Raw genomic sequence first — 20612 nt, forward strand, 5'->3', positions numbered from 1 at the left:
GGAATACCCACGCCAGTCATCATGCCAGCCGGAGCTTCTCAGGCGAGCCGGCCGGGAATGCCGGCAGCCGCAACGAGGTTGGGGCAAGTATGGAGCGCATCGGATTTCTCTCATTCGGCCATTGGGGTCCCGGCCAGGGCTCGCAAACCAGGACCGCCCGCGACGCCCTGCTCCAGGCCATTGACCTTTCGGTGGCCGTGGAGGAGCTTGGGCTCGACGGCGCATTTTTCCGCGTCCACCACTTCGCCCGGCAGCAGGCCTCGCCGTTCCCTCTGCTCTCCGCCATAGCCGCCCGAACCAGCAGGATTGAGATCGGAACCGGCGTTATTGACATGCGTTACGAAAACCCGCTGTACCTCGCAGAGGAAGCTGCGGCCACGGACCTGATCAGCGGTGGCCGGCTCCAGCTGGGCATCAGCCGGGGCTCCCCCGAGCCCGCCCGCCACGGCGCTGCAGCGTTCGGGTATGTGCCTGGGCAGGGGGAGACCGACGCCGATATGGCCCGCCGCCACACCGCCCTCTTCCGGAGGGCGATCACGGGTGCCGGAGTGGCGGAAGCGGATCCCCGGTACGCTGGCGGAGCCACCGGGTTGTTGCCGGTCCAGCCACAGTCTCCGGGCCTCGCCGAGCGGATCTGGTGGGGTGCCGGGACCCGGAAGACCGCCGTCTGGGCAGCCGAGCTGGGCATGAACCTCATGAGTTCAACCCTGCTCACCGAGGACACGGGCGTGCCATTTCATGAACTGCAGGCCGAGCAGATCCAATTGTTCCGGGACGCCTGGCAGGCCGCCGGCCACGCCCACACACCGCGGATCTCAGTCAGCCGCAGCGTGCTCCCAATCGTGGACGCCGAGGACAACCGCTACTTCGCCGGCAGCGCGCTGCGCGACAGCCGGGACCAAGTGGGCGTCATTGATGGGCTGACTGCCAGGTTCGGGAAGAGCTACGCGGGACCCCCGGACGTGTTGGCCGAACAGCTCGCAGCCGACTCGGCCGTCCAGTCCGCAGACACCCTGCTGCTCACCGTTCCCAACCAGTTGGGCGTGGACTTCAATGCCAAGCTGCTGGGCAACGTGGCGCGGCACATCGCGCCCGCCCTGGGATGGGCCACACCTGACCAGCGGTAACACTTCGGGTCAAGCGTAATTTTTCTCCCTCCACGTGGGTTTCCGCGATATACTAAGCAGGCTTACTGAAGTGCCGGGGAACCATCCGCAGTTTCCAGCCGTTACTCTTTAAGTGCGGCTTGGGGGCTTAGCGCCACCACTTAGCGTGACTGCGGAACGGTCATATGACGGAGAGAGAGAAATATGGCTCGCGCCGCTCTAGGCTGTATCGCATGATCCGGCTACGCCAGCTGGCCCAGGCGGCCTCTGTACTGACCACGCCTTTGGCGCCGGAGGACATCCTGGCGCTGTTCAACCCGGTCTACTCCGCGCGGCAGCTTCGCGGCGTGGTCACCCGCGTGGTGCAGGAGACGGCCCAGTCAGCCACCATTTTCTTCCGGCCCGGACGCGGCTGGCACTCCCATTTGGCAGGTCAGTGGGCACGCATCGGCGTCGAGCTTGACGGCGTCCGCCACTGGCGGTCCTACTCGCTCAGCGCCCCCGCCGGCAAGGACCCCGCCATCACCGTGACCGACGTCGGCGCTGTATCCGGCACTCTAGTCCGCACCACCAAGCCTGGCGACGTCCTGTTCCTGGCCCCGCCACAGGGGGACTTCGTCCTCCCAGAGCACCCGCGGCCACTGCTGATGGTCACCGCAGGCAGCGGCATCACACCGGTGATGTCCATGATCCGCACGCTTGTCCCGCGGCGTCCGGATGCCGACGTCGTACTGGTCCACTCAGCCCGGACACCCGGTGACAGCCTCTTCCGCGAGGAACTGGCCGAGCTTGCCGACCAGTTCCCCAACTTCCGCCTCGCCCACTGGTATACGGGGGAGCAGGGCCGGATGGACCTGACCAGCACGGACCAGCTGGACGAGATCTGCCCGGACTGGAAGGAACGCGCCGCCTACGCCTGCGGCCCGGACAGCTTCCTGGATGACGCCGAGGCTCTGTGGAAGCGCGCGGCCCTCACGGCAGCGGCACCTGGCTCAGAGGTGGCGTTGGCCGGCACCGCCGGCAACCTGATGATTGAGCGCTTCAACACCACCTTCGAGGGCGGCGTAGGGCACGACGGCGGCCTGGTCACCTTCGAGGCGTCAGACCGCGAAGTGGAGGCCGACGGCGATACCCCGATCCTCGACGTCGGCGAGGACGCCGGGGTGCTTATGCCCAGCGGATGCCGGATGGGTATCTGCCACAGCTGCCTCACGCCGCTCCTGTCAGGACAGGTCCGCGACCTCCGTACCGGGGAAGTCCATGGCGAACCCGGCGAACTGATCCAAACGTGTGTCTCGGCAGCCGCCGGACCCGTCAACCTCGAAATCTGAGGAGCACCAGGTATGTCTGTAATTTCACCCAGCAAGGCCACTCCCACGTCCACCAAGGGCAGCGCTGCCGGAGGCTCCCGGTCACGCCCCGGAAAGCTCGCAGAGTCCGGCAGCCCCGCCGTCAGGCCGCCCGCGGCAGCACACCTCACCGACGAGCAGGTGGCGGAGCTTGGCCGTGAACTGGACGCCATCCGTGACGAGATCCTGGCCAAGCGTGGCGCGGAAGACGCCGCCTACATCCGGCGGATGATCAAGATCCAGCGCGGGCTGGAGATCTCCGGCCGGGCCGCGCTGCTGGTGGGCAAGAACAAGGCTGCCTGGGTCACAGGCACCACCCTGCTCAGCTTTGCCAAGATCCTGGAAAACATGGAGCTCGGACACAACATCCTGCACGGCCAGTGGGACTGGATGCGGGACCCGGACATCCACTCCACCACGTGGGAATGGGACTTCGTCACCCCGTCGCGCTCCTGGCAGCACACCCACAACGATCTCCACCACCGCTGGACCAATGTGGTGGGCAAGGACAACGACGTCGGATACAACCTCCTGCGCATGGACGAGGAGCAGCCGTGGAAGCCGATCAACCTGGCGAATCCGCTCTTCAATGCAATCCTGGCGCCGGTGTTCGAGTGGGGCATTGCCATCTACGACCTCGAGCTGACCGAGTACAAGGAAGGCAAGAAGTCCAAGGAGGCACTGCTCAAGGACCTGAAGGCGCTGGGCAAGAAGGTTGTCACCCAGTTCACCAAGGACTACGCAGCCACCCCAGCAGTGGCCATGCTCACGGGCTCGGCCAAGCACGCCCTGCTGGGCACCCTCGCCGCCAACGCCATCCGCAACGTCTGGGCCCACTCGGTCATCTTCTGCGGTCACTTCCCGGAGGGTACGGATACCTTCACGGAGGAGATGGTGGAGGGCGAGACCCGCGGTGACTGGTACGTACGCCAGATGATCGGCTCCGCCAACATCTCCGGTTCCAAGTTCATGCACATCATGACGGGCAACCTGTCGCACCAGATCGAGCACCACCTCTTCCCTGACCTGCCCTCCAACCGGTACTCGGAAGTGGCGCCCAGGGTCCGTGAGATTTGCCAGCGCTACGGGCTGAAGTACACCACTGGTCCGCTTCCGAAGCAGGTTGGCTCCGCCTGGGCGAAGGTCTTCAAATTGGCCCTGCCGGGCAAGCCTGCCAAGGCCTGAGCGCCGCTCACCAAGACACAAGAATGCACCTCCGGTGCCGGATATCTTCCGGAACCGGGGGTGCATTCCTGTCCGCCGCCTCCCCGCCACCTGGGACGCTCTATCACTTAACGCGCGTTTTTCGCGGACGCTCTATCACCTCCAGCCGCTCCTTGGCGATCCCTCTCGCACTTCCCGCGGCCGCCGTCGCATAATTGAACCCACAGCCGCGCGGCCAACGGAGGACACATGCGGATTCTCGGAGCACTTGTTGTCATCTGGCTGATCATCGGCGGCGTGGCTGCCTGGCAGCGGGGCTACTTCGGTGCAGCGCCGGGTAACTGTGCAGAGGCGGGAACGGTTGCGATCACCATCATTGCCGGCCCCTTGAATTACATGGGCGCTAATCCGCAGATCGCCTGCGAGCTGCCGCAGCCATCCCAGTAGCTTCACAGCGGCAGTGGCCCAAGCCCTGCGCTGTTGAAGCCAAGCCACTGTGGGGCCCGCAGGAGCGACTGGGCAGGGTGGACGGAACGTCGGACCGCCCTAGAGTAGGTACTGCGCGGGCATGGCACATGTCTGCCCGCTCCGATGCTCCAGCCTCGAAAGGAATCTGTCCGCAATGGCTTTCATTACCGTTGGAACTGAAAACAGCACAGACATTGAGCTCTACTACGAGGACCACGGCTCGGGCCAGCCCGTTGTGCTGATCCACGGCTACCCCTTGGACGGCTCCTCCTGGGAAAAGCAGACTGCAGCGCTCCTGGACGCTGGTTACCGGGTCATCACTTACGACCGCCGCGGCTTTGGGAAGTCGAGCAAGACCACCGAGGGCTACGATTACGACACCTTCGCCGCGGACCTCAACACCGTGCTGACCACGTTGGACCTGAACGACGTCGTGCTGGTGGGCTTTTCCATGGGCACCGGTGAGGTGGGCCGCTACCTTGGCACCTATGGCTCTGCGCGGGTGGCGCGGGCAGCGTTCCTCGGTTCCCTTGAACCGTTCCTGCTCAAGACGGATGACAATCCTGATGGCGTCCCGCAGGAAGTCTTTGATGGACTGGCGAAAGCCGTTACGGCGGACCGGTACGCCTTTTTCACGGAGTTCTTCAAGAACTTCTACAACTCGGACACTTTCCTTGGCACGCCCCGCCTCAGCCAGGAGGCCGTGAACGCCAGCTGGAACCTCGCCGCCGGGGCCGGGGCCACGGCGTCGGTTGCCGCCCAACCCACCTGGCTTACGGACTTCCGCCAGGACATCCCCAGGATTGACGTCCCCGCCCTGATTCTTCACGGCACCGCGGACAATATCCTGCCCATCGCTTCAACCGCCCGGCTGTTCGCCAAGGCGCTCCCGAGCGCTGAGTACGTGGAGATCGAGGGCGCCCCGCACGGCCTGTTGTGGACCCACGCGGAAGAGGTCAATGAAGCACTGCTGCGGTTCCTGGGGAAGTAAGGCACAAACGCCAGGAACTTCCGGCGACGACGGGTGTCCGCGTCGCCGGAAGAACCTGTGCCTTGCTACCCGTCGTAGTGCGTGTGTGCCGGGCCCTGCCCCAGGGAGTTGACCACCGCTGCCGCAACGTCGTGCAGCTTGGAGTTACGGGTGCTGGACGCGGTCTTCAGGATGTCAAAGGCGTCCTGCTGACTGCACCGGTTCTGGGCCATGATGATGCCCACGGCCATGTCGATCACCGTCCGGGATTCAAGGGTTGCCCGGAGGTTGGCGGCGGTCTCGCTGTAGTGGGCAAAGCGGACGGCGAGCCGCAGGGCCAAGGATGTCTGGCTGACAAAATCCTCGGCAAATTCCAGCATGCGGGGCCCAAAACGCTCGGGGCGCCGGGAGTACAGGAGCAAAGCCGCCTTCGTTTCGCCCTCCAGCCGGAAAGGCAACGCAAGGACGGATCGGACGCCCTGGGCCAGCACGGCGGAGGAATAGTCGGGCCAGCGGCCGTCACGCTGAGCATCCGGTATGTGGATGGTCTCCTGTACCGTGGAGGCCGTCATGCCCGGCGTCCCGCTGAAGCCGCACTCAACCTGCGCGATGGCCTTTGCCTCTGCACTGCTGCTGGCCACCGTGGCGGCCTTGCGCTGGCGCAGCAGCGTGATGGCGCACATCATTTCGTCGCCGGGCTCGGAAAGGTTCCGCGCGGCCACCTGTGCCAGCTCGTTAAGGAAGTCCTCAACATCAGAGCTGTTGAGAACCAGTTCATGCAGGCGTTCGGTGATGGATGTATCAGGTTTTGCTGTTGACTCGCTGGCCACGGTTTCTTAGTGCCATTCGCTCAGGTCAAAACGACCCGCACCTACAGCCGGCCCAAAATGCCGGGAGCCTGTGCAGGTCGCTGGATCGACGAACTTTCCAACGGCCTGCTGCTAAACCTATCCAGAAGTATATACATCCTTAGGAGCCGTCAAGCGTCAGACCGGCATGCCGGTGGGGTCCTCTGGCGCAGGCCACCGGCACCGGGCAGAATGAAGCGGGTGCCGCTGCCCCGGCGGCTGACCCACCACAGCGGCCCGCCCGCCCCGGACGGGCAGGAAGTTGGACAGGACATGACCAGGCTTCTCATCATCGGTCCGCCGGGCTCCGGCAAAGGAACGCAGGCGGAACATATTGCCCGGCACTTTGGCATCCCGGCGGTGTCCACCGGGGAGATCTTCCGGACCAACGTCAGCGAGGAAACCGAACTGGGCATCAAGGCTGCCGGCTACCTCGACGGCGGCACTTTCGTTCCCGACCGCCTCACCAATGCGCTGGTGAGGGACCGCCTCCTGAAGGAAGACCTGCAGGCAGGCTTCCTGCTGGATGGCTACCCGCGGACGGGGCCCCAGGTGATGGAGCTGGACGACATGCTCGCCGCCCAGGGGCTGGCCCTGGACGCCGTCATTGAACTGCACGCCCCTGATGACGAGCTGGAGCAGCGGATGCGAGGCCGCGCTGCGGACCAGGGCCGCACGGACGACACGGTGGACGTGTTCCGGCGCCGGCTGGATCTCTACCACCGCGAGACGCATGAAGTAGTCTCGGTCTACGCGGGCAGGGGATTACTCGTCTCCGTGAACGGCAGCGGAGACCCTGGCGACATCACCGGGCGTGCGATCGCCGCCGTCGAAAAGTTCCTGGCAACCCCGCGTCCCGGCGCCTGAACGGGCCTGAGCCACCAACACGAAGGAAAACTGATGAGAATTGCGGTCACCGGAGGAAGCGGAAAACTGGGGCGGCACGTTGTCCGGAGGCTGATCGGGGACGGCCACCAGGTCCTCAACCTTGACCGGGCCGGGGCGCGGAGCCCGGGGCTGGTGGTGGTGGACCTGCGCAACTACGGCCAGGTGCTGGACGTCATGCTGGGCGTCGACGACCGGCACGAGGGTTTCGACGCCGTGGTGCACCTGGGTGCCATTCCCGCTCCCGGCATCATGCCTGATGCGGCGACGTTCGAGAACAACATGCTTTCCACCTACAACGTTTTCCAGGCTGCACGCCGGGCGGGCATCAAGAAGGTGGTGCATGCCTCCAGCGAGACCGTGCTGGGACTGCCGTTCGACGTGGATCCGCCGTACATCCCGGTGGACGAGGAATACCCTGCCCGGCCCGAAAGCACCTACTCCCTGGTAAAGCACCTGGAGGAGCAGATGGCGGTGGAGCTGACGCGCTGGGACCCGGAACTGAGCATTGTGGCGCTGAGGTTCTCCAACGTCATGGATGTTGCCGACTACGAGCATTTCCCGTCCTTCAACTCCGATGCCGCCCTGCGGAAATGGAACCTCTGGGGATACATTGACGGCCGGGACGGCGCGCAGGCCGTGGTCAGGGCGCTCGAAAACGGAAAACCGGGTTTTGAGGCGTTCATCATCGCCAACGCGGACACTGTCATGAGCCGGTCCAGCGCCGAGCTGGCAGCGGAAGAGTTCCCGTCGGTGAAGGTGACCAGGGAACTGGGAGAACACGAGACCATGCTGTCCATTGACAAGGCGCGGCGGTTGCTGGGCTTCGAGCCGGAACACACCTGGCGGAACCACTGGCAGGACCCGGCCGCCGTGTCTTAGAGCCAGGGAAACCGGCCCGGCACAGCAATCACCAAGGGTTGCCGCAGGATCCTGCAAAGACCCCCTCGCAGCCCGATTCCGGCTTCTATCCTCATTGGTGAGGGCGGGTGTATCTCCCGCTCCCGCAGCCCACAACGCCAAACGAGGACCCCAAAATTCGTACTCAATCCTTTTTGCTGCCTGCCGCCGCAGTGCTGGCCTCCGCCGTCGTCCTTTCCGCATCCCCCTCCGCCGTGGCCGCTCCGCCGGCTGACACCGGTACCGCCGGCCGCTACATCGTCCAGTACCCAGCCGGTGCCAACGTGGCCGAGGAGGCGGCGGGGCTGCGGGCCCAGGGACTCGCCGTCGGGCGGACCTTCAGCCATGCCCTCAAGGGAGCGGTGGTGACCGCCAACCCTGCCCAGGCTGCCGCCCTTGCCAGGTCCGGCCGGGTCGTGTCCGTGGAGGCAGATGCTCCCGTCAGCATTTCCGCAACCCAGCAGCCCGCACCCTGGGGCCTGGACAGGGTGGACCAGAGGCCGCTGCCGCTCACCGGCTCCTACTCCTGGACCTCCTCGGGAGCAGGCGTGACTGCCTACGTGGTGGACACCGGGGTCCTGGCCTCGCACACCGACTTCGCGGGCCGCATCACAGCCGGGTGGACCGCCGTGGCTGACGGCAGGGGATCCGGCGACTGCAACGGCCACGGCACGCATGTGGCCGGGACGGTGGCCGGGACCACCTACGGTGTGGCCAAGGGTGCCACCGTAGTGCCCGTCCGGGTGCTCGACTGCAACGGATCCGGCTACAACTCAGACGTGGTGGCTGGCCTCGACTGGGTGGCAGCCCACCACGCAGCAGGGGTTCCGGCGGTGGTGAACCTCAGCCTGGGTGGATCCGCAAGCTCGGCCGTGGACACAGCCATCCAGGCAGTCACGAACGACGGCGTCACAGCAGTGGTTGCCGCCGGCAACTCCGCCGTGGACGCGTGCGGAAGTTCCCCTGCACGGGTTCCGGCAGCGGTGACGGTGGCTGCAAGCGACTCCTCTGACAGGCAGGCGTCCTTCTCCAACTTCGGTTCCTGCGTAGACCTCTACGCCCCCGGAGTGGGCATCAGCTCGGCCTACCACACGTCCTCCGGGGCAACGGCGTCGATGTCCGGTACCTCCATGGCAGCACCGCACGCCGCCGGGGCCGCTGCATTGCTGCTGGCGCAAAACCCGGCGCTCACCCCCGCCCAGGTGGCCGGAACCCTCACGTCCAACGCAACCACTGGAGTCATTGCCGGTGCCGCCAGCGGAACGCCGAACCGGCTGCTGTACTCCGGCGCGGTGTCTGCTCCTGCACCCGCCCCAGCCCCCACCGTCACGGCCGTGACTCCCGGCGCCAACGCCACTTCAGTGGGTACCGGCACCAACGTGGCCGCAACTTTCAGCACCGCCGTCCAGGGAGTGAGCAGCGGAACATTCCTGCTCAAGAACGCGGCCGGCAGCACCATCCCTGCCGCTGTCACCTACAACGCGACCACCCGGACCGCCACCCTTGACCCCTCGGCCAGCCTCGCCGCGGACACAACCTACACCGCCACGCTGGTGGGCGGGAGCTCGGCCATTCGGGACACGGCAGGAACCCCGCTGGCATCGGTCAACTGGACCTTCCTGACCGGCCCGGCGCCCGTCGTCACCGGCACCACCCCCGGCAGCAACGCGTCACTGGTACGGCGTGGCAATAACATCAGCGTGACCTTCAGCGAAGCAGTCCAGGGCGTCAACGGAACCACCTTCACGCTGCGCAATGCCGCCACCGGAACACTGGTACCGGCCTCCGTGTTCCGCAACGGCACCACCAACCAGTGGATCCTCGACCCCCAGCAGGCATTGGCCGCCAAGACCAAGTACACCGTGGCGGTCACCGGCGGCGAAACATCCATCCGTGACCTCGCCGGCAACCAGCTGGCAAGCCGGACCTGGCAGTTCACCACCGGGTCCTACTAGGCGGGATAGTCTTCACCCCAAGCACTTCATCGGGGCGCAGGGACGGGCACCACAGTGGGACAGCAGGGATCGGCAGGCTCGGGAGCCACTGGGCAAAGTCCTGGGAAGTGGCGCGTCTTCCACGACAAGTTCGTGGTGGAAGAGCGCTACATGGATCCGGCTGACCGGCGAGGCCTCTACCGCGCAGCCATCATTCTGGCGGCAGCCGGGGTGGCGCTGTTTGCCGCCACCCTGATCAGCGTGCTGCAGGCTGACGGGCTGTCCGCAGCCGATGGGCCGGTACGGGACTGGCTCCTGGGGGTGAGGTCACAGGCCCTGACGGTGGTCATGATCTTCCTGGCTGTGGTCTTCGGCCCGATTGCCCTGCCCATCATCGTCCTGGTGGTGGTTGTCTGGTGGGGACTCGCGGCGAAGCATGCGTGGCGCCCCATCCTGCTCGCCTCGGCGATGATCACCGGCGTGATCACTTCCCAGATCATCCTCCAGATCGTGCGGCGTTCCCGGCCGCCCGTCGACCAGATGCTGTTCGGGATCGACCACACGTTTTCTTTCCCGTCGGGGCATGTCCTGGGCGCCTGCGACTTCCTCCTGGTGGGGGCCTTCCTGGTCTACTCACGGCGCAGCAATCCCCAGGCTGCGGTCCTGGGCTTCGCCGGGGCAGGAATCGGCATTTTCCTCGCCGCCGTAAGCCGGTTGTACCTGGGCTACCACTGGCTCAGCGACACCCTTGCATCGGTGTCGCTGTCACTGGTCATCCTCGGCGGCGTCATCGCCCTGGATACCTGGCGCACTGCCAGGGTGCCGGGGGAACGGATCGCCGGGACGTTCTCTAAGGCGGAATCGCCCCGGGACTAAGGCGCGCGCTCACTGTGCCCTCAGCCGGGCGGCTTCGACCGGGCCCGCTTCAGTGCACGGTGCAGCTTCACGTTGGCAGCCTCAAGCTCCAGCACCTTGGCTACTCCCGCAAGGTTGAGTCCCTGTTCCAGGAGTTCGCCGATCCGCAGCAGGACGGCGATGTCGTCGTCGCTGTACTGGCGGGTGCCGCCCGAAGTGCGCGACGGCGTCAGCAGTCCCTTGGTTTCATAAAGCCGGATGTTCTGCTGGCCGGTCCCTGCCAGCTTGGCCGCGACCGAGATGGCATACAGCGCCCGGCTGCTGTCGCCGCCTCTGGCCCGTCCGGCCTGCTGCTCTGCCATAGGTTCTCCAGAGTCCGTCCGTAGGTCTTGCCTTAGTTTCCCACGAGTGCTATAAAAAATCTATATCAACCACCATAGATCATGGGGAGTTGATAGGACAGGGGTTCTACACCTACAAAGCTGAAGGAGTGGAAATGATGTTGATGCGCACGGACCCGTTCCGTGAGCTGGACCGGCTCACGCAGCAGGTCTTTGGAACAGCTGCCCGCCCGGCCGCCATGCCAATGGATGCCTGGCAGGAGGACGGCCATTTCGTGGTGGCGTTCGACCTGCCCGGCGTGAAGATGGAATCGCTGGACCTGAACGTCGAACGCAACGTCCTCACGGTCCGGGCGGAGCGCAAGGATCCCACCCAGCCCAACGTGGAGCTGGTGGCCTCCGAACGTCCCCGGGGTGTGTTCAGCCGGCAGCTGATCCTCGGCGACACCCTGGATACTGACAACATCAAGGCCAGTTACGATCAGGGCGTGCTGACCCTGCGGATCCCGGTGGCTGAACAGGCGAAGCCACGCAAGATCGAGATCCAGACGCAGCAAAGCGAAATGCACCAGATCGGAACCTAGCCACAGCCGGCGGGCGCGGGCAGTGCTGGTGCATTGCCCGCGCCCGCCGGCAGTCTTTCCCGGACGGCGCCGCCAATATCCAGCGCCGGCCCAGCGGAAAAGGTCCGCACCATGACAGACACACCCGACTATTACGCGATCCTGCGGGTGCAGCCGCAAGCCAGCCAACAGGAGATTTCGCGTGCTTACCGCGCCCTGATGCGCAACCACCATCCCGATGTGGACGGCGGGACCACGCCGGAAGAGGAGCTCCTGGACATCATGCAGGCCTTCACTGTCCTGCGTGATCCGGCACGCCGCGCGGCCTATGACAAACAACGCGCCCCCGCCGCCGGGCAGGCCACTCCCGTGCGGAAGGTCGGCAGCCCCGGCAAATCCACCGGTCCTGCCATCAGAATTACGCCGGTGCGGTGGGAAAGCGGGCCATGGGCCTGACGGATCGGGGCTTGGCAGTAGGGGGCACGGCACAACGACTAACCGCGAGGAGGCGGAGAACTGAATGAGCGAGTGGCGCCGCTACGACTCACACCTGATCCCGGCATTCCACGAGCGCTTTGAACAGCGCTGGGGCGCAGGCACTGCTCCCTTCCTGGACCCCGAAGCGCATGAGCAGCCGCTGCCGCGGGCACAGTGGATCAACCCGGCAACCGGCGCTGCGCTCGCTGTTGTCCCTGTTTGGACCGCAGACGAAACGCAGCAGCGGTCGTTTGGCGTTTTCTACCTGCCGCCTGCGGGGGACATCTGGATGCTCCGCCCCGGCTACACGGGATACTTGGAGCCCGCGGACGGGGAAAGTGAACACCTGCTGGCCCTCCGCAATGATGCCTTCCGGAAGGCGGTTGCCCATGCCAAGGAATTCCTCTTCGGCTCTCTGTAGGCAGGCTTTTCTGTCATCAGGCCCGCCGCGCCGTGCCCCGCTCGTCCCGCGTCCTTTGCTGTGGCATCCTGAGACGTACTTATCCACGCTCCGTCGCAAAGGCCCCCGATGCACATCACCGCCAAAGACCTCGCCGCACTCATTCCCCCTGGATTCACCCTGGGCGTGGCCACTGCGGCGTTCCAGATTGAAGGGGCCCTGGATGAGGACGGCCGCGGTCCGGCGGGCTGGGATGTCTTCGCCGCAAAGGACGGTGCCATCGTCGAAAACCACAGCCCCGTAACAGCCTGCGACCACTACCACCGCATGCCGCAGGACGTTGCCCTGATGAAGCAGTTGGGCGTGGACTCCTACCGGTTCTCTTTCGCCTGGCCCCGGATCCAGCCCACCGGGAGCGGGGCCGCCAACCCTGCCGGACTGGACTTCTACGACAGGCTCCTGGACGAATTGCTGGCCAACGGCATTTCGCCCATGGCCACCATCTACCACTGGGACACCCCACTGGCGCTGGACGAGGCCGGCGGCTGGATGAACCGCGACACCGCCTACCGCCTGGGGGACTACGCCGCCATCCTCGCGGACAGGTTCGGCGACAGGGTGGCCAGGTGGGTCACCGTCAACGAGCCGGCCACTGTCAGCACCAACGGCTACTCCCTTGGCCTGCATTCACCCGGGAAGGAACTCGTTTTGGGCGCCTTCCCCACCGTGCACCACCAGCTGCTGGGGCACGGGCTTGCTGTGCAGGCCCTGCGGGCGGCAAACGTGCCCGGTGAGATTGGGATAACCAACGTCTACTCGCCCATGGTGCCCAACTCCATCAATCCCCTTGACCGGATCAGCGCGGGGCTGATGGACCTCGCCCAGAACCGTCTCTACGCGGACCCGGTGCTGACCGGAAAGTATCCGGACCTGATCAGGGCGGCCAAGTTCTTCAGCTCATTCGAGCACCCCGAGGAGGACATGGAGCTCATCTCCCAGCCCCTCGACTTCTATGGCCTGAACTACTACATGCCCACCAAGGTGGCGGTAGGGCCGGGCGGCGGCGCAGTTCCCGCCAGCATGGCCGAGGCGATGGGCAGCGACCTGAGCGCGGCGGGCAGCGGCGGCACTCCTTTCCACGTGGAGACGTGGCCGGAGGCGGACATCACTTCCTACGGCTGGCCGGTGAAGCCGGAGTACATGTCGGTAGCGCTGAAGGAGATGGCTGAGCGCTACCCCAACCTGCCGCCGGTCATCATCACCGAGGGCGGAGCGAGCTTCGAGGACATCATCGTGCGGGACAAGTCCACGAACACCAAGTTCATTCCGGACGAGCGCCGGCTCAAATACCTCTCGGACCACCTGGAGACAGCACTGCGGGCCACGACCCCGGGCGGCGAAGCTGAGTCGGTTGACCTGCGCGGCTATTACGTCTGGTCGCTTCTGGACAACTTTGAGTGGTCTGCCGGCTACAACCAGCCCTTTGGGCTCCTGCACGTGGATTTCGACACCCTCGAGCGGACGCCCAAGGCGTCCTACTTCTGGTTCCAGGAACTCATCGAGGAGCGCGACCTGGCGGTGGCGGCAGCTGCCGCGATTGCCGGGGCGATGGCCGGGGACCCCATCGAGGTCGACGTTATCGGCGCGGAAGTCCCGGGCACTGACGACGTTCCCGACGACGGCGTCCCGGTCCTGGGTGCCAGCGCTTAGGACCGGGGTGCCTGGGCCAGTCGTACGGGCTGGTTCAGGGCTGTACTGAATGGCTCAGAGCCGTATTGGCCGGCTCAAAGCAGGTTCAGCGTGGTGAGCTGCTTGGCCATCCCGGCGCCGTCCGGCGAGTAGATCCACGGGACTTTCGATGCAGAATGGTCGCCGTCTTCAGAGTGGCCGCCGGCGAAGACGGATTCGCTCATGGACAGCTGCCGGATGGCTATCGCGGCAACCTTGTCCGGGTTTTCCTGGGCGAAGCCGGAGTAGATAGCCTCGTCATGTTGGCCGTTATCGCCGATCAGGAGCCACCGCATGTCCGGGAACTCCTTGCTCAGGCGTTCCAGGTTGCGGTGCTTGTGGTCCTGGCCGCTGCGGAACCAGCGGTCCTGCGTCAGGCCCCAGTCCGTCAGCAGCAGCGCCCCTTTCGGGTACATGTTCCGGTTCAGGAAGCGGGCCAGGGTTGGTGCAGCGTTCCACGGGCCGGTGGACAGGTAGATCACCGGGGCGTCGGGGTGCTCGATGATCAGCCGGTCCATCAAGACGGCCATGCCGGGGGTTGCCATGCGGGCGCGCTCACTCAGCACGAAGGTGTTCCAGAGCGCCAGGAACGGACGGGGCAGGGCGGTGACCATGACGGTGTCGTCGATATCGGACACGATGCCGAACTTCACGTCCGGGGCGATCACCTGGATGGGTGCCTCCACCGGTTCCGTTCCTTCCGCCCGCAGGACGGCTGTATGCCACCCGGGGGACAGCTCCACCGCCACCTCGGTGTCGATCAGGCCGCCCCGGTCCGCGCGGACATGGGTGACGACATCGCCGATGGTGATCTCGACGTCGGTGAACTGCAGCGGCACACCCGTGAAGGCGCGCCAGCCGCGGACGTTCTGGTTGCCGTTCTGGGCCTCGGTTTCCGCTTTGCTGCCCGGGAGCGGTTTCTGGGTCATCAGCACCCGGCCGAGCACCCGGATCTGAGTGGTGGATCCGTAACCCTGGTAGGCGATGGTCTGCGGAACAAACTTCCAGCGTTTGGCCAACTGGATGCGGACGTTGTTGAAGGCGTCGGAGACCTTATGCGCGAGCCTGAACACCGGGTTCCCGGAAAGCAGGGTGTGGTCCGTTCCATTCCGGTCCTGCGTGCTTTCCGGGCCCTGGGAGGTTGCTGCGTCCTGAGGCGGGTTCTGGTGAGCCGTGTCCATGGCACCACTCTGCCACAGGCTGTACTGCATCGGACGGTTTCCGGGTCCTTGCCGGCACCGCATTACGTCACCCTTCGCCCAGGATCCACCGCAGGGTCTCGGCGTTCCGCACCGCGTTGCCGCCGCCGTCGTTGTTGAAATAGGCGTAAACATCAAGGCCCTGGCCGGACCACTCGCGGACCCTTTCCGCCCACCAGTGCAGGTCGTCGTCTGAATAGGAACCGCCGTAAAGGTGCTGCGGGTCCGGCCCGTGCAGCCGCACGTAGGTGAACGGTGCGGTGGTCCGCAGGATGCAGGGCAGGTTGGCCCCGCTCATCACGCAGTAGGCAGCCTGGTGCCGCTCCAGCAACGCAAAAACCTCCGGATTGTCCCAACTGGGGTGCCGGAACTCCACCGAAACCCGGATCCACGGCGGGACGGCAGCCAGGAAGTAGTCCAGCCGGGCGTCGTCACGCTCCATCTGCGGCGGAAGCTGGACCAGCAGGACCGCCCTTTTGTCCCCCAGTTCATGCCAACAGCGCTCAATCCGTTCCAGCCACACCTCGGGCGCGTACAGTTTTCTGGCGTGGGTGAGTCCACGCGGGGCTTTGACGGACATGGAGAACCCGTGCGGCAGCCGCTGGTTCCAGCCGGCGAACGTGCTGTCCCGGGGCCAGCGGTAGAAGCTGGCGTTGAGCTCGACGGTGCTGAACCGGGAGACATAGTGCTTGAGCCGGTCCTTGGCTGGCAGCCCGGGCGGATAGAGGACGTTTTCCCAGTGGTCATAGCTCCAGCCGGAGGTCCCGATGTGGATTGCCATAGTTCCTCCCGGTGTGCTGTTCCTCCCGGTGTGCCTCAGGGCTTTCAGGCTACACCGGTGAGTGCCCTTCCCTTTGGGAGCGGCTGTGGCAGGGTAAGGACATGGCGCGGATTGAGGATTACGCAGTGGTGGGTGACCTTCAGACGGGGGCCCTGATCAGCAAAGAGGGGTCCATCGACTGGCTCTGCCTGCCGAGGTTCGATTCCCCCGCATGCTTCAACGCCCTGCTGGACACGCCCGAAGCCGGGCGCTGGCTGCTGGCTCCTGCGGGCGGGGGAGCGTGTACCCGAAGAGGGTACCGGGAGGGCACGCTGGTCCTGGAGACGGAGTGGGAAACGCCTGATGGGACCGTGCGGGTCATCGATTTCATGCCGCCGCGCGACTCCGTGGCGGACATTGTCCGCATCGTTGAAGGCGTCAGCGGCAGCGTCAGGATGCACAGTGAACTGGTCCTACGTTTTGACTACGGCCACATCATTCCCTGGGTGCGCCGGGACCAGCTTGGACTTCATGCCATTGCCGGGCCGGACGCCGTCTACCTGGTGACCCCGGCACCCCTTCACGGGGAGAACATGCACACGGTCAGTGATTTCACTGTTGAGGCCGGAGACAGGGTCCCGTTCGTGCTCACCTGGGCGCCAAGCCACGTGGGCAGGCCGCATACGGTCGACGCCGAGGAAGTCCTTCGCACCACGCATGCCTTTTGGCGGGGCTGGGTTTCCCAATGCACGGTGAAGGGTGAGTACCGGGAGGCGGTGGTGCGTTCCCTGGTGACCCTGAAGGCCCTGACCTACGCGCCTACAGGCGGGATCGTGGCGGCAGTGACCACCTCCCTGCCCGAGCAGATAGGAGGGCCACGCAACTGGGACTACCGCTACTGCTGGCTGCGGGACGCCACCATGACATTGCAGGCCCTCATGGCCGCGGGCTACACGGCGGAAGCAGCCGCCTGGCGGGATTGGTTGCTGCGCGCCGTGGCCGGTGACCCTGCCGACCTGCAGATCATGTACGGCATCCACGGCGAGCGCCGCCTGCCTGAAATGGAACTGCCCTGGCTGAAGGGCTACGAGAACTCTTCTCCCGTGCGCATCGGCAACGGGGCTGCGGAGCAGCTGCAGCTGGACGTCTGGGGCGAGGTGCTGGACTGCCTTGCACTGACCCGGAACTCGCTGCTGAAGCATCCGGACGAGGCGTGGGACGTGCAGCTTTCCCTGATGGAGCACCTCGAAACCATCTGGGACCAGCCGGACAACGGGCTGTGGGAGATGCGCGGGCCGCGCCGGCACTTCACGCATTCAAAGGTGATGGCCTGGGTGGCGGCGGACCGAATGGTGAAAGGCGTCCGCGACTCCGGCCTGAAGGGGCCGGTGGAGCGCTGGGAGCGGCTGCGGGACATCATCCATGAGGACGTTATGGCCAATGGCTTCGATGCTTCCCGCAATACCTTCGTGCAGTCGTACGGCAGGCCCGAGCTGGACGCCAGCCTCCTCCTGATTCCGCGGGTTGGGTTCCTGCCGCCGGACGACCCCCGGGTGATCGGAACCATTGAAGCCATCCAGCGGGAACTCACCGAGGACGGGTTCGTGCTGCGCTACCGCCCGGAAGAGAGCGACGACGGCCTGCCGGGGGACGAGGGAATCTTCCTGGCCTGCTCGTTCTGGCTGGTGGAGGCGCTTTTGGGCGCGGGCCGCCATGAGGAGTCACGGAAACTTTTCGAGCGGCTGCTGGAGCTGCGGAACGACGTCGGTCTGCTGAGTGAGGAATGGGCCGTGAAAGCCGGCCGGCAGCTGGGCAACACCCCACAGGCCTTCAGCCACTTTGCGCTTGTGACTAGCGCTTTGGAGCTTCATCAGGATACGGTGCGGCGAAGTGACACTCCCATTCCGCCTGAAGCGGCGGAGCCGTGCTGAGGCGGTGCGGTCCGGGAGTGGCTTCTCCTTCGCAGAATAGATAAGTATACTTACTAAGACCTCATGGAGTGCTCCCACAAAGCACAACGCCGTGACTGACGGAGGAGTGATATTAATGGCCGGGTATTTTGAACTGGTGGACGCGCCCGACGGTGGCTACAGGGTCCGGATGCTGGATGGAAGCGGAAGCCTGATGGCCATCTCGGTCACGTTTCCCACTAAGCGGGCTGCCGTTGCCGGAGTGGCAATGGCGCGGGAAATCGCCGGCACGGGGCTGATCCGGGACAAGAGCCATGACGGCGCCGGAACAGTCATCCGGGAGCGCGTCCGCCCCGTTGCCTCTGCCAAGGAGGAGGCTGCCCGCCACAAGAAGACCCCCGCATCCAAGCGGGCAGCGGTCAGCTGATGGTGCACCAAGCCAAGACACCCTCTGGCGCTCGACGCCGGGGGGTTCTTTTTGACGTGGACGGAACGCTGATTGATTCCTCCTACATCCACACCATGGCGTGGTGGGGTGCCTTCCGTCAGTACGGCTACGACATTCCCATGGCCTCCATTCACCACTATGTGGGCATGGGCGGTGACCGGCTGGTGGACAATCTCCTGCCGGGCGACCGGGACCGCTCGGCGGACGCGGAGATCATGGCCAGCCACGGCGCCCTGTATGCATCCCACTGGCCCGCCCTGCGGGCGTTTGAAGGAGCCAAGGAGCTGCTGGCCCAGTGCCATGCCGGGGGACTGGCGGTGGCGCTGGCTTCTTCCGCCCGCCACAGGGACCTGGAGGTCATGAAGGGCGTCCTGGAGTCCGATGCCTTCATCGACGGCGCCACCAGCGCCAATGACGCCAAGGAGAGCAAGCCCTCCCCGGACATCCTGGTGGCGGCACTGGAGGCGATCGGTGTTGACGCCGCAGACGCCGTCTTCGTAGGGGATGCGGTCTGGGACATGAAGGCTGCGGCGGCCCTGGGAATCCCCTGTGTGGCTGTCAGGTGCGGGGGAATCAACGCGGTGGAACTTCGTGAAGCGGGGGCAATAGAGGTCTATGAAGGGCCTGCTGATCTGCTCCAGAACCTTACCTCCAGCGCCATTGGGCGGCTGATCGCCAGGGCTTAGGGACTGTCCTCAGAGGGTCTGCCCGCCGGCCACTGCGTCTTCGTCGCCCTGGTTCGCGGGTTTGGCCCAGGACACTGCCACCTTGACTGAGCCGTCGTCGTTCCTCTCGATGTCCGTGACGATATCGGACACGCTGGCGCCCATCTCCACAATCCGGTGGCGGTAGGAGTTGACCAGCTCCTCGAGGCTCGCTTCCGTCCATTCGCCCGGCCGCATACGGGTGGAGATTTCAACGGGTTCGGGCTGGTATAGCGACATGGCGTTCCTCTTTCACTCGTGCTGTCTGCGGATGTGGCTCTTCCTACGCTAGGAGCCGCAGCCCGCGACGACAAGGCTTTAGTCAGCCTGCTTACTTTTTTGTCCGATTGCCGATAGCGTCGAAGGACGGGCGCGAGCCCCGACTGACGGCAGGACTTCCGGAAAGGCGAGTTGTGAAAGCACTGACGTGGCAAGGAAAACGTTCTGTAAGCGTGGAGGAAGTACCGGACCCTGTGATCCAGGAGCCGACGGATGCCATTGTCCGCATCACCTCCACGGCGATTTGCGGATCGGACCTGCACCTGTACGAGGTGCTGGGACCGTACATGCACAAGGGCGATGTCATCGGACACGAACCCATGGGCATCGTGGAGGAAGTGGGCAGCGCAGTCACCAACCTGCGGAAGGGTGACCGGGTGGTCGTTCCCTTCAACATTGCCTGCGGCCACTGCTACATGTGCTCGCTGGGGCTGCAGTCCCAGTGTGAAACCACCCAGGTTAAGGACAAGGGCTCAGGCGCCGCCCTCTTCGGCTACTCAGAGCTGTATGGTTCTGTGCCCGGCGGCCAGGCCGAATACCTCCGCGTCCCGCACGCGGATTACGGCCCGGTGAAAGTCGGCACGGAACTTCCGGATGAGCGGTACCTCTTCCTCTCGGACATCCTCCCCACCGCATGGCAGGCAGTGGAGTACGCCGACACTCCTGCCGGCGGCACCCTCGCAGTGTTCGGGCTGGGCCCGGTGGGCCAGTTCGCCGGCAGGATCGGCGTCCAGCGGGGGCTTCGCGTCATCGGCATCGACCCTGTTCCCGAGCGCCGCGAGATGGCTGCGCGGCACGGGGTGGAAGCCCTCGACTACGGCAAAGACGTGGCGGACGAACTGCGGGAGATGACCGCCGGAAGGGGCCCGGACGCGGTGGTGGACGCCGTCGGCATGGAAGCCCATGGTTCTCCCGCAGCGGGCTTCGCCCACCAGGCGCTGGGCCTGCTGCCGGACAAGCTGGCGCAAAAGGCCATGGAGACCGCCGGCGTGGACCGGCTGGCGGCGCTGCACACCTCCATCGACGCCGTGCGGCGCGGCGGAACGCTCTCCCTGAGCGGCGTGTACGGGGGCCAAGCCAGCCCCATGCCGATGCTCACCATGTTCGACAAGCAACTCCAGATCCGGATGGGCCAGTGCAATGTTCGGCACTGGATCGATGACCTGATTCCTTTGGTGGAAGACGACGCCGATCCGCTGGGCGTGATGGATCTGGTTACCCACCGTTCGGGACTGGAAGGGGCGCCCGCCCTGTACGAGAAGTTCCAGAAAAAAGAGGACGGCTGCATCAAGGTGGTCCTGAACCCCGGCGCCTGACTCCCGAG

Annotated in this window: 22 protein-coding genes; 17 read left to right on the top strand and 5 right to left on the bottom strand. The window is 65.3% G+C overall.

Annotated elements, in window-relative coordinates; all coding sequences use genetic code 11:
* Positions 1-89 precede the first annotated feature (89 nt).
* From FDW81_RS16255 to FDW81_RS16275, 5 genes are all read left to right on the top strand, one after another.
* Positions 90-1127 (top strand): LLM class flavin-dependent oxidoreductase, encoded by a 1038-nt coding sequence (locus tag FDW81_RS16255; RefSeq protein ID WP_138135246.1) that lies wholly within the window; start codon positions 90-92, stop codon positions 1125-1127.
* 212 nt (positions 1128-1339) lie between these two features.
* On the top strand, positions 1340-2437 hold the full coding sequence (locus FDW81_RS16260; protein ID WP_138135247.1) for a ferredoxin reductase: 1098 nt from the start codon (positions 1340-1342) through the stop codon (positions 2435-2437).
* Between the two features lie 12 nt (positions 2438-2449).
* Positions 2450-3640 (top strand): acyl-CoA desaturase, encoded by a 1191-nt coding sequence (locus tag FDW81_RS16265; protein ID WP_138135248.1) that lies wholly within the window; start codon positions 2450-2452, stop codon positions 3638-3640.
* A 228-nt stretch (positions 3641-3868) separates the two neighbouring features.
* Positions 3869-4066, top strand: coding sequence for a hypothetical protein (locus tag FDW81_RS16270; RefSeq protein ID WP_138135249.1), 198 nt, complete (start codon positions 3869-3871; stop codon positions 4064-4066).
* A gap of 175 nt (positions 4067-4241) precedes the next feature.
* Positions 4242-5078, top strand: coding sequence for an alpha/beta fold hydrolase (locus tag FDW81_RS16275; protein WP_138135250.1), 837 nt, complete (start codon positions 4242-4244; stop codon positions 5076-5078).
* Positions 5079-5143: 65 nt separating this feature from the next.
* Here the strand turns inward: FDW81_RS16275 and FDW81_RS16280 are convergent, their stop codons facing one another.
* Entirely contained in the window at positions 5144-5887 is a 744-nt protein-coding gene (locus tag FDW81_RS16280) for a GAF and ANTAR domain-containing protein (protein WP_138135251.1), read from the bottom strand.
* Between the two features lie 291 nt (positions 5888-6178).
* Here FDW81_RS16280 and FDW81_RS16285 point away from each other — a divergent pair, with 291 nt between their 5' ends.
* The 4 genes from FDW81_RS16285 to FDW81_RS16300 all read left to right on the top strand — a co-directional run bounded on the left by FDW81_RS16285 (position 6179) and on the right by FDW81_RS16300 (position 10500).
* Complete coding sequence (locus FDW81_RS16285) at positions 6179-6772, top strand: adenylate kinase (protein ID WP_138135252.1); 594 nt, start codon at positions 6179-6181, stop codon at positions 6770-6772.
* 33 nt (positions 6773-6805) lie between these two features.
* A complete protein-coding gene (locus FDW81_RS16290) occupies positions 6806-7672 on the top strand; it encodes an NAD(P)-dependent oxidoreductase (protein WP_138135253.1) in 867 nt (288 codons plus the stop codon).
* Positions 7673-7845: 173 nt separating this feature from the next.
* Positions 7846-9645 (top strand): S8 family serine peptidase, encoded by a 1800-nt coding sequence (locus tag FDW81_RS16295; RefSeq protein WP_138135254.1) that lies wholly within the window; start codon positions 7846-7848, stop codon positions 9643-9645.
* A gap of 54 nt (positions 9646-9699) precedes the next feature.
* The gene (locus FDW81_RS16300) at positions 9700-10500 is read left to right on the top strand and encodes a phosphatase PAP2 family protein (RefSeq protein WP_138135255.1); all 801 of its coding nucleotides are present in this window, start codon (positions 9700-9702) and stop codon (positions 10498-10500) included.
* A gap of 20 nt (positions 10501-10520) precedes the next feature.
* On the opposite strand, the gene FDW81_RS16305 is transcribed toward FDW81_RS16300, so the two are convergent.
* Positions 10521-10841 (bottom strand): MerR family transcriptional regulator, encoded by a 321-nt coding sequence (locus tag FDW81_RS16305; protein ID WP_138135256.1) that lies wholly within the window; start codon positions 10839-10841, stop codon positions 10521-10523.
* A gap of 137 nt (positions 10842-10978) precedes the next feature.
* Here FDW81_RS16305 and FDW81_RS16310 point away from each other — a divergent pair, with 137 nt between their 5' ends.
* The 4 genes from FDW81_RS16310 (at position 10979) to FDW81_RS16325 (ending at position 13970) form a co-directional block, all read left to right on the top strand.
* Entirely contained in the window at positions 10979-11404 is a 426-nt protein-coding gene (locus FDW81_RS16310; protein ID WP_138135289.1) for an Hsp20/alpha crystallin family protein, read from the top strand.
* 111 nt (positions 11405-11515) lie between these two features.
* Positions 11516-11839 carry a J domain-containing protein gene (locus FDW81_RS16315; protein WP_138135257.1) on the top strand — a complete coding sequence of 108 codons (324 nt, stop codon included), beginning with the start codon at positions 11516-11518 and terminating at the stop codon, positions 11837-11839.
* Between the two features lie 64 nt (positions 11840-11903).
* Positions 11904-12281, top strand: a complete 378-nt coding sequence (locus FDW81_RS16320) for a hypothetical protein (RefSeq protein ID WP_138135258.1) — start codon at positions 11904-11906, stop codon at positions 12279-12281.
* A 108-nt stretch (positions 12282-12389) separates the two neighbouring features.
* A complete protein-coding gene (locus FDW81_RS16325) occupies positions 12390-13970 on the top strand; it encodes a glycoside hydrolase family 1 protein (protein WP_138135259.1) in 1581 nt (526 codons plus the stop codon).
* A gap of 74 nt (positions 13971-14044) precedes the next feature.
* On the opposite strand, the gene FDW81_RS16330 is transcribed toward FDW81_RS16325, so the two are convergent.
* Positions 14045-15169, bottom strand: a complete 1125-nt coding sequence (locus tag FDW81_RS16330; protein ID WP_240720358.1) for an App1 family protein — start codon at positions 15167-15169, stop codon at positions 14045-14047.
* A 67-nt stretch (positions 15170-15236) separates the two neighbouring features.
* Entirely contained in the window at positions 15237-15968 is a 732-nt protein-coding gene (locus tag FDW81_RS16335; protein WP_138135261.1) for a DUF72 domain-containing protein, read from the bottom strand.
* Positions 15969-16069: 101 nt separating this feature from the next.
* Here FDW81_RS16335 and FDW81_RS16340 point away from each other — a divergent pair, with 101 nt between their 5' ends.
* The 3 genes from FDW81_RS16340 (at position 16070) to FDW81_RS16350 (ending at position 18991) form a co-directional block, all read left to right on the top strand.
* Positions 16070-17878, top strand: a complete 1809-nt coding sequence (locus FDW81_RS16340; protein ID WP_138135262.1) for a glycoside hydrolase family 15 protein — start codon at positions 16070-16072, stop codon at positions 17876-17878.
* Positions 17879-17993: 115 nt separating this feature from the next.
* Positions 17994-18284, top strand: coding sequence for a hypothetical protein (locus tag FDW81_RS16345; protein ID WP_138135263.1), 291 nt, complete (start codon positions 17994-17996; stop codon positions 18282-18284).
* Positions 18284-18991, top strand: a complete 708-nt coding sequence (locus tag FDW81_RS16350; protein ID WP_138135264.1) for an HAD family hydrolase — start codon at positions 18284-18286, stop codon at positions 18989-18991. Before FDW81_RS16345 ends, FDW81_RS16350 begins: the two co-directional genes overlap by 1 nt.
* Before the next feature lie 9 nt (positions 18992-19000).
* On the opposite strand, the gene FDW81_RS16355 is transcribed toward FDW81_RS16350, so the two are convergent.
* Positions 19001-19249, bottom strand: coding sequence for a hypothetical protein (locus FDW81_RS16355; protein WP_138135265.1), 249 nt, complete (start codon positions 19247-19249; stop codon positions 19001-19003).
* A 173-nt stretch (positions 19250-19422) separates the two neighbouring features.
* Here FDW81_RS16355 and FDW81_RS16360 point away from each other — a divergent pair, with 173 nt between their 5' ends.
* A complete protein-coding gene (locus FDW81_RS16360) occupies positions 19423-20604 on the top strand; it encodes a zinc-dependent alcohol dehydrogenase (RefSeq protein ID WP_138135266.1) in 1182 nt (393 codons plus the stop codon).
* Positions 20605-20612 lie beyond the last annotated feature (8 nt).

Source organism: Pseudarthrobacter sp. NamB4, assembly GCF_005796185.1.
GTDB lineage: Bacteria > Actinomycetota > Actinomycetes > Actinomycetales > Micrococcaceae > Arthrobacter.

What these genes read in the sequence shown, in the direction of transcription:
- FDW81_RS16255 (WP_138135246.1), top strand. Translation starts at nt 90, where the DNA reads ATGGAGCGCATCGGATTTCTCTCATTCGGCCATTGGGGTCCCGGCCAG.
- FDW81_RS16260 (WP_138135247.1), top strand. Translation starts at nt 1,340, where the DNA reads ATGATCCGGCTACGCCAGCTGGCCCAGGCGGCCTCTGTACTGACCACG.
- FDW81_RS16265 (WP_138135248.1), top strand. Translation starts at nt 2,450, where the DNA reads ATGTCTGTAATTTCACCCAGCAAGGCCACTCCCACGTCCACCAAGGGC.
- FDW81_RS16270 (WP_138135249.1), top strand. Translation starts at nt 3,869, where the DNA reads ATGCGGATTCTCGGAGCACTTGTTGTCATCTGGCTGATCATCGGCGGC.
- FDW81_RS16275 (WP_138135250.1), top strand. Translation starts at nt 4,242, where the DNA reads ATGGCTTTCATTACCGTTGGAACTGAAAACAGCACAGACATTGAGCTC.
- FDW81_RS16285 (WP_138135252.1), top strand. Translation starts at nt 6,179, where the DNA reads ATGACCAGGCTTCTCATCATCGGTCCGCCGGGCTCCGGCAAAGGAACG.
- FDW81_RS16290 (WP_138135253.1), top strand. Translation starts at nt 6,806, where the DNA reads ATGAGAATTGCGGTCACCGGAGGAAGCGGAAAACTGGGGCGGCACGTT.
- FDW81_RS16305 (WP_138135256.1), bottom strand. Translation starts at nt 10,841, where the DNA reads ATGGCAGAGCAGCAGGCCGGACGGGCCAGAGGCGGCGACAGCAGCCGG.
- FDW81_RS16310 (WP_138135289.1), top strand. Translation starts at nt 10,979, where the DNA reads ATGTTGATGCGCACGGACCCGTTCCGTGAGCTGGACCGGCTCACGCAG.
- FDW81_RS16315 (WP_138135257.1), top strand. Translation starts at nt 11,516, where the DNA reads ATGACAGACACACCCGACTATTACGCGATCCTGCGGGTGCAGCCGCAA.
- FDW81_RS16320 (WP_138135258.1), top strand. Translation starts at nt 11,904, where the DNA reads ATGAGCGAGTGGCGCCGCTACGACTCACACCTGATCCCGGCATTCCAC.
- FDW81_RS16325 (WP_138135259.1), top strand. Translation starts at nt 12,390, where the DNA reads ATGCACATCACCGCCAAAGACCTCGCCGCACTCATTCCCCCTGGATTC.
- FDW81_RS16330 (WP_240720358.1), bottom strand. Translation starts at nt 15,169, where the DNA reads ATGGACACGGCTCACCAGAACCCGCCTCAGGACGCAGCAACCTCCCAG.
- FDW81_RS16335 (WP_138135261.1), bottom strand. Translation starts at nt 15,968, where the DNA reads ATGGCAATCCACATCGGGACCTCCGGCTGGAGCTATGACCACTGGGAA.
- FDW81_RS16340 (WP_138135262.1), top strand. Translation starts at nt 16,070, where the DNA reads ATGGCGCGGATTGAGGATTACGCAGTGGTGGGTGACCTTCAGACGGGG.
- FDW81_RS16345 (WP_138135263.1), top strand. Translation starts at nt 17,994, where the DNA reads ATGGCCGGGTATTTTGAACTGGTGGACGCGCCCGACGGTGGCTACAGG.
- FDW81_RS16350 (WP_138135264.1), top strand. Translation starts at nt 18,284, where the DNA reads ATGGTGCACCAAGCCAAGACACCCTCTGGCGCTCGACGCCGGGGGGTT.
- FDW81_RS16355 (WP_138135265.1), bottom strand. Translation starts at nt 19,249, where the DNA reads ATGTCGCTATACCAGCCCGAACCCGTTGAAATCTCCACCCGTATGCGG.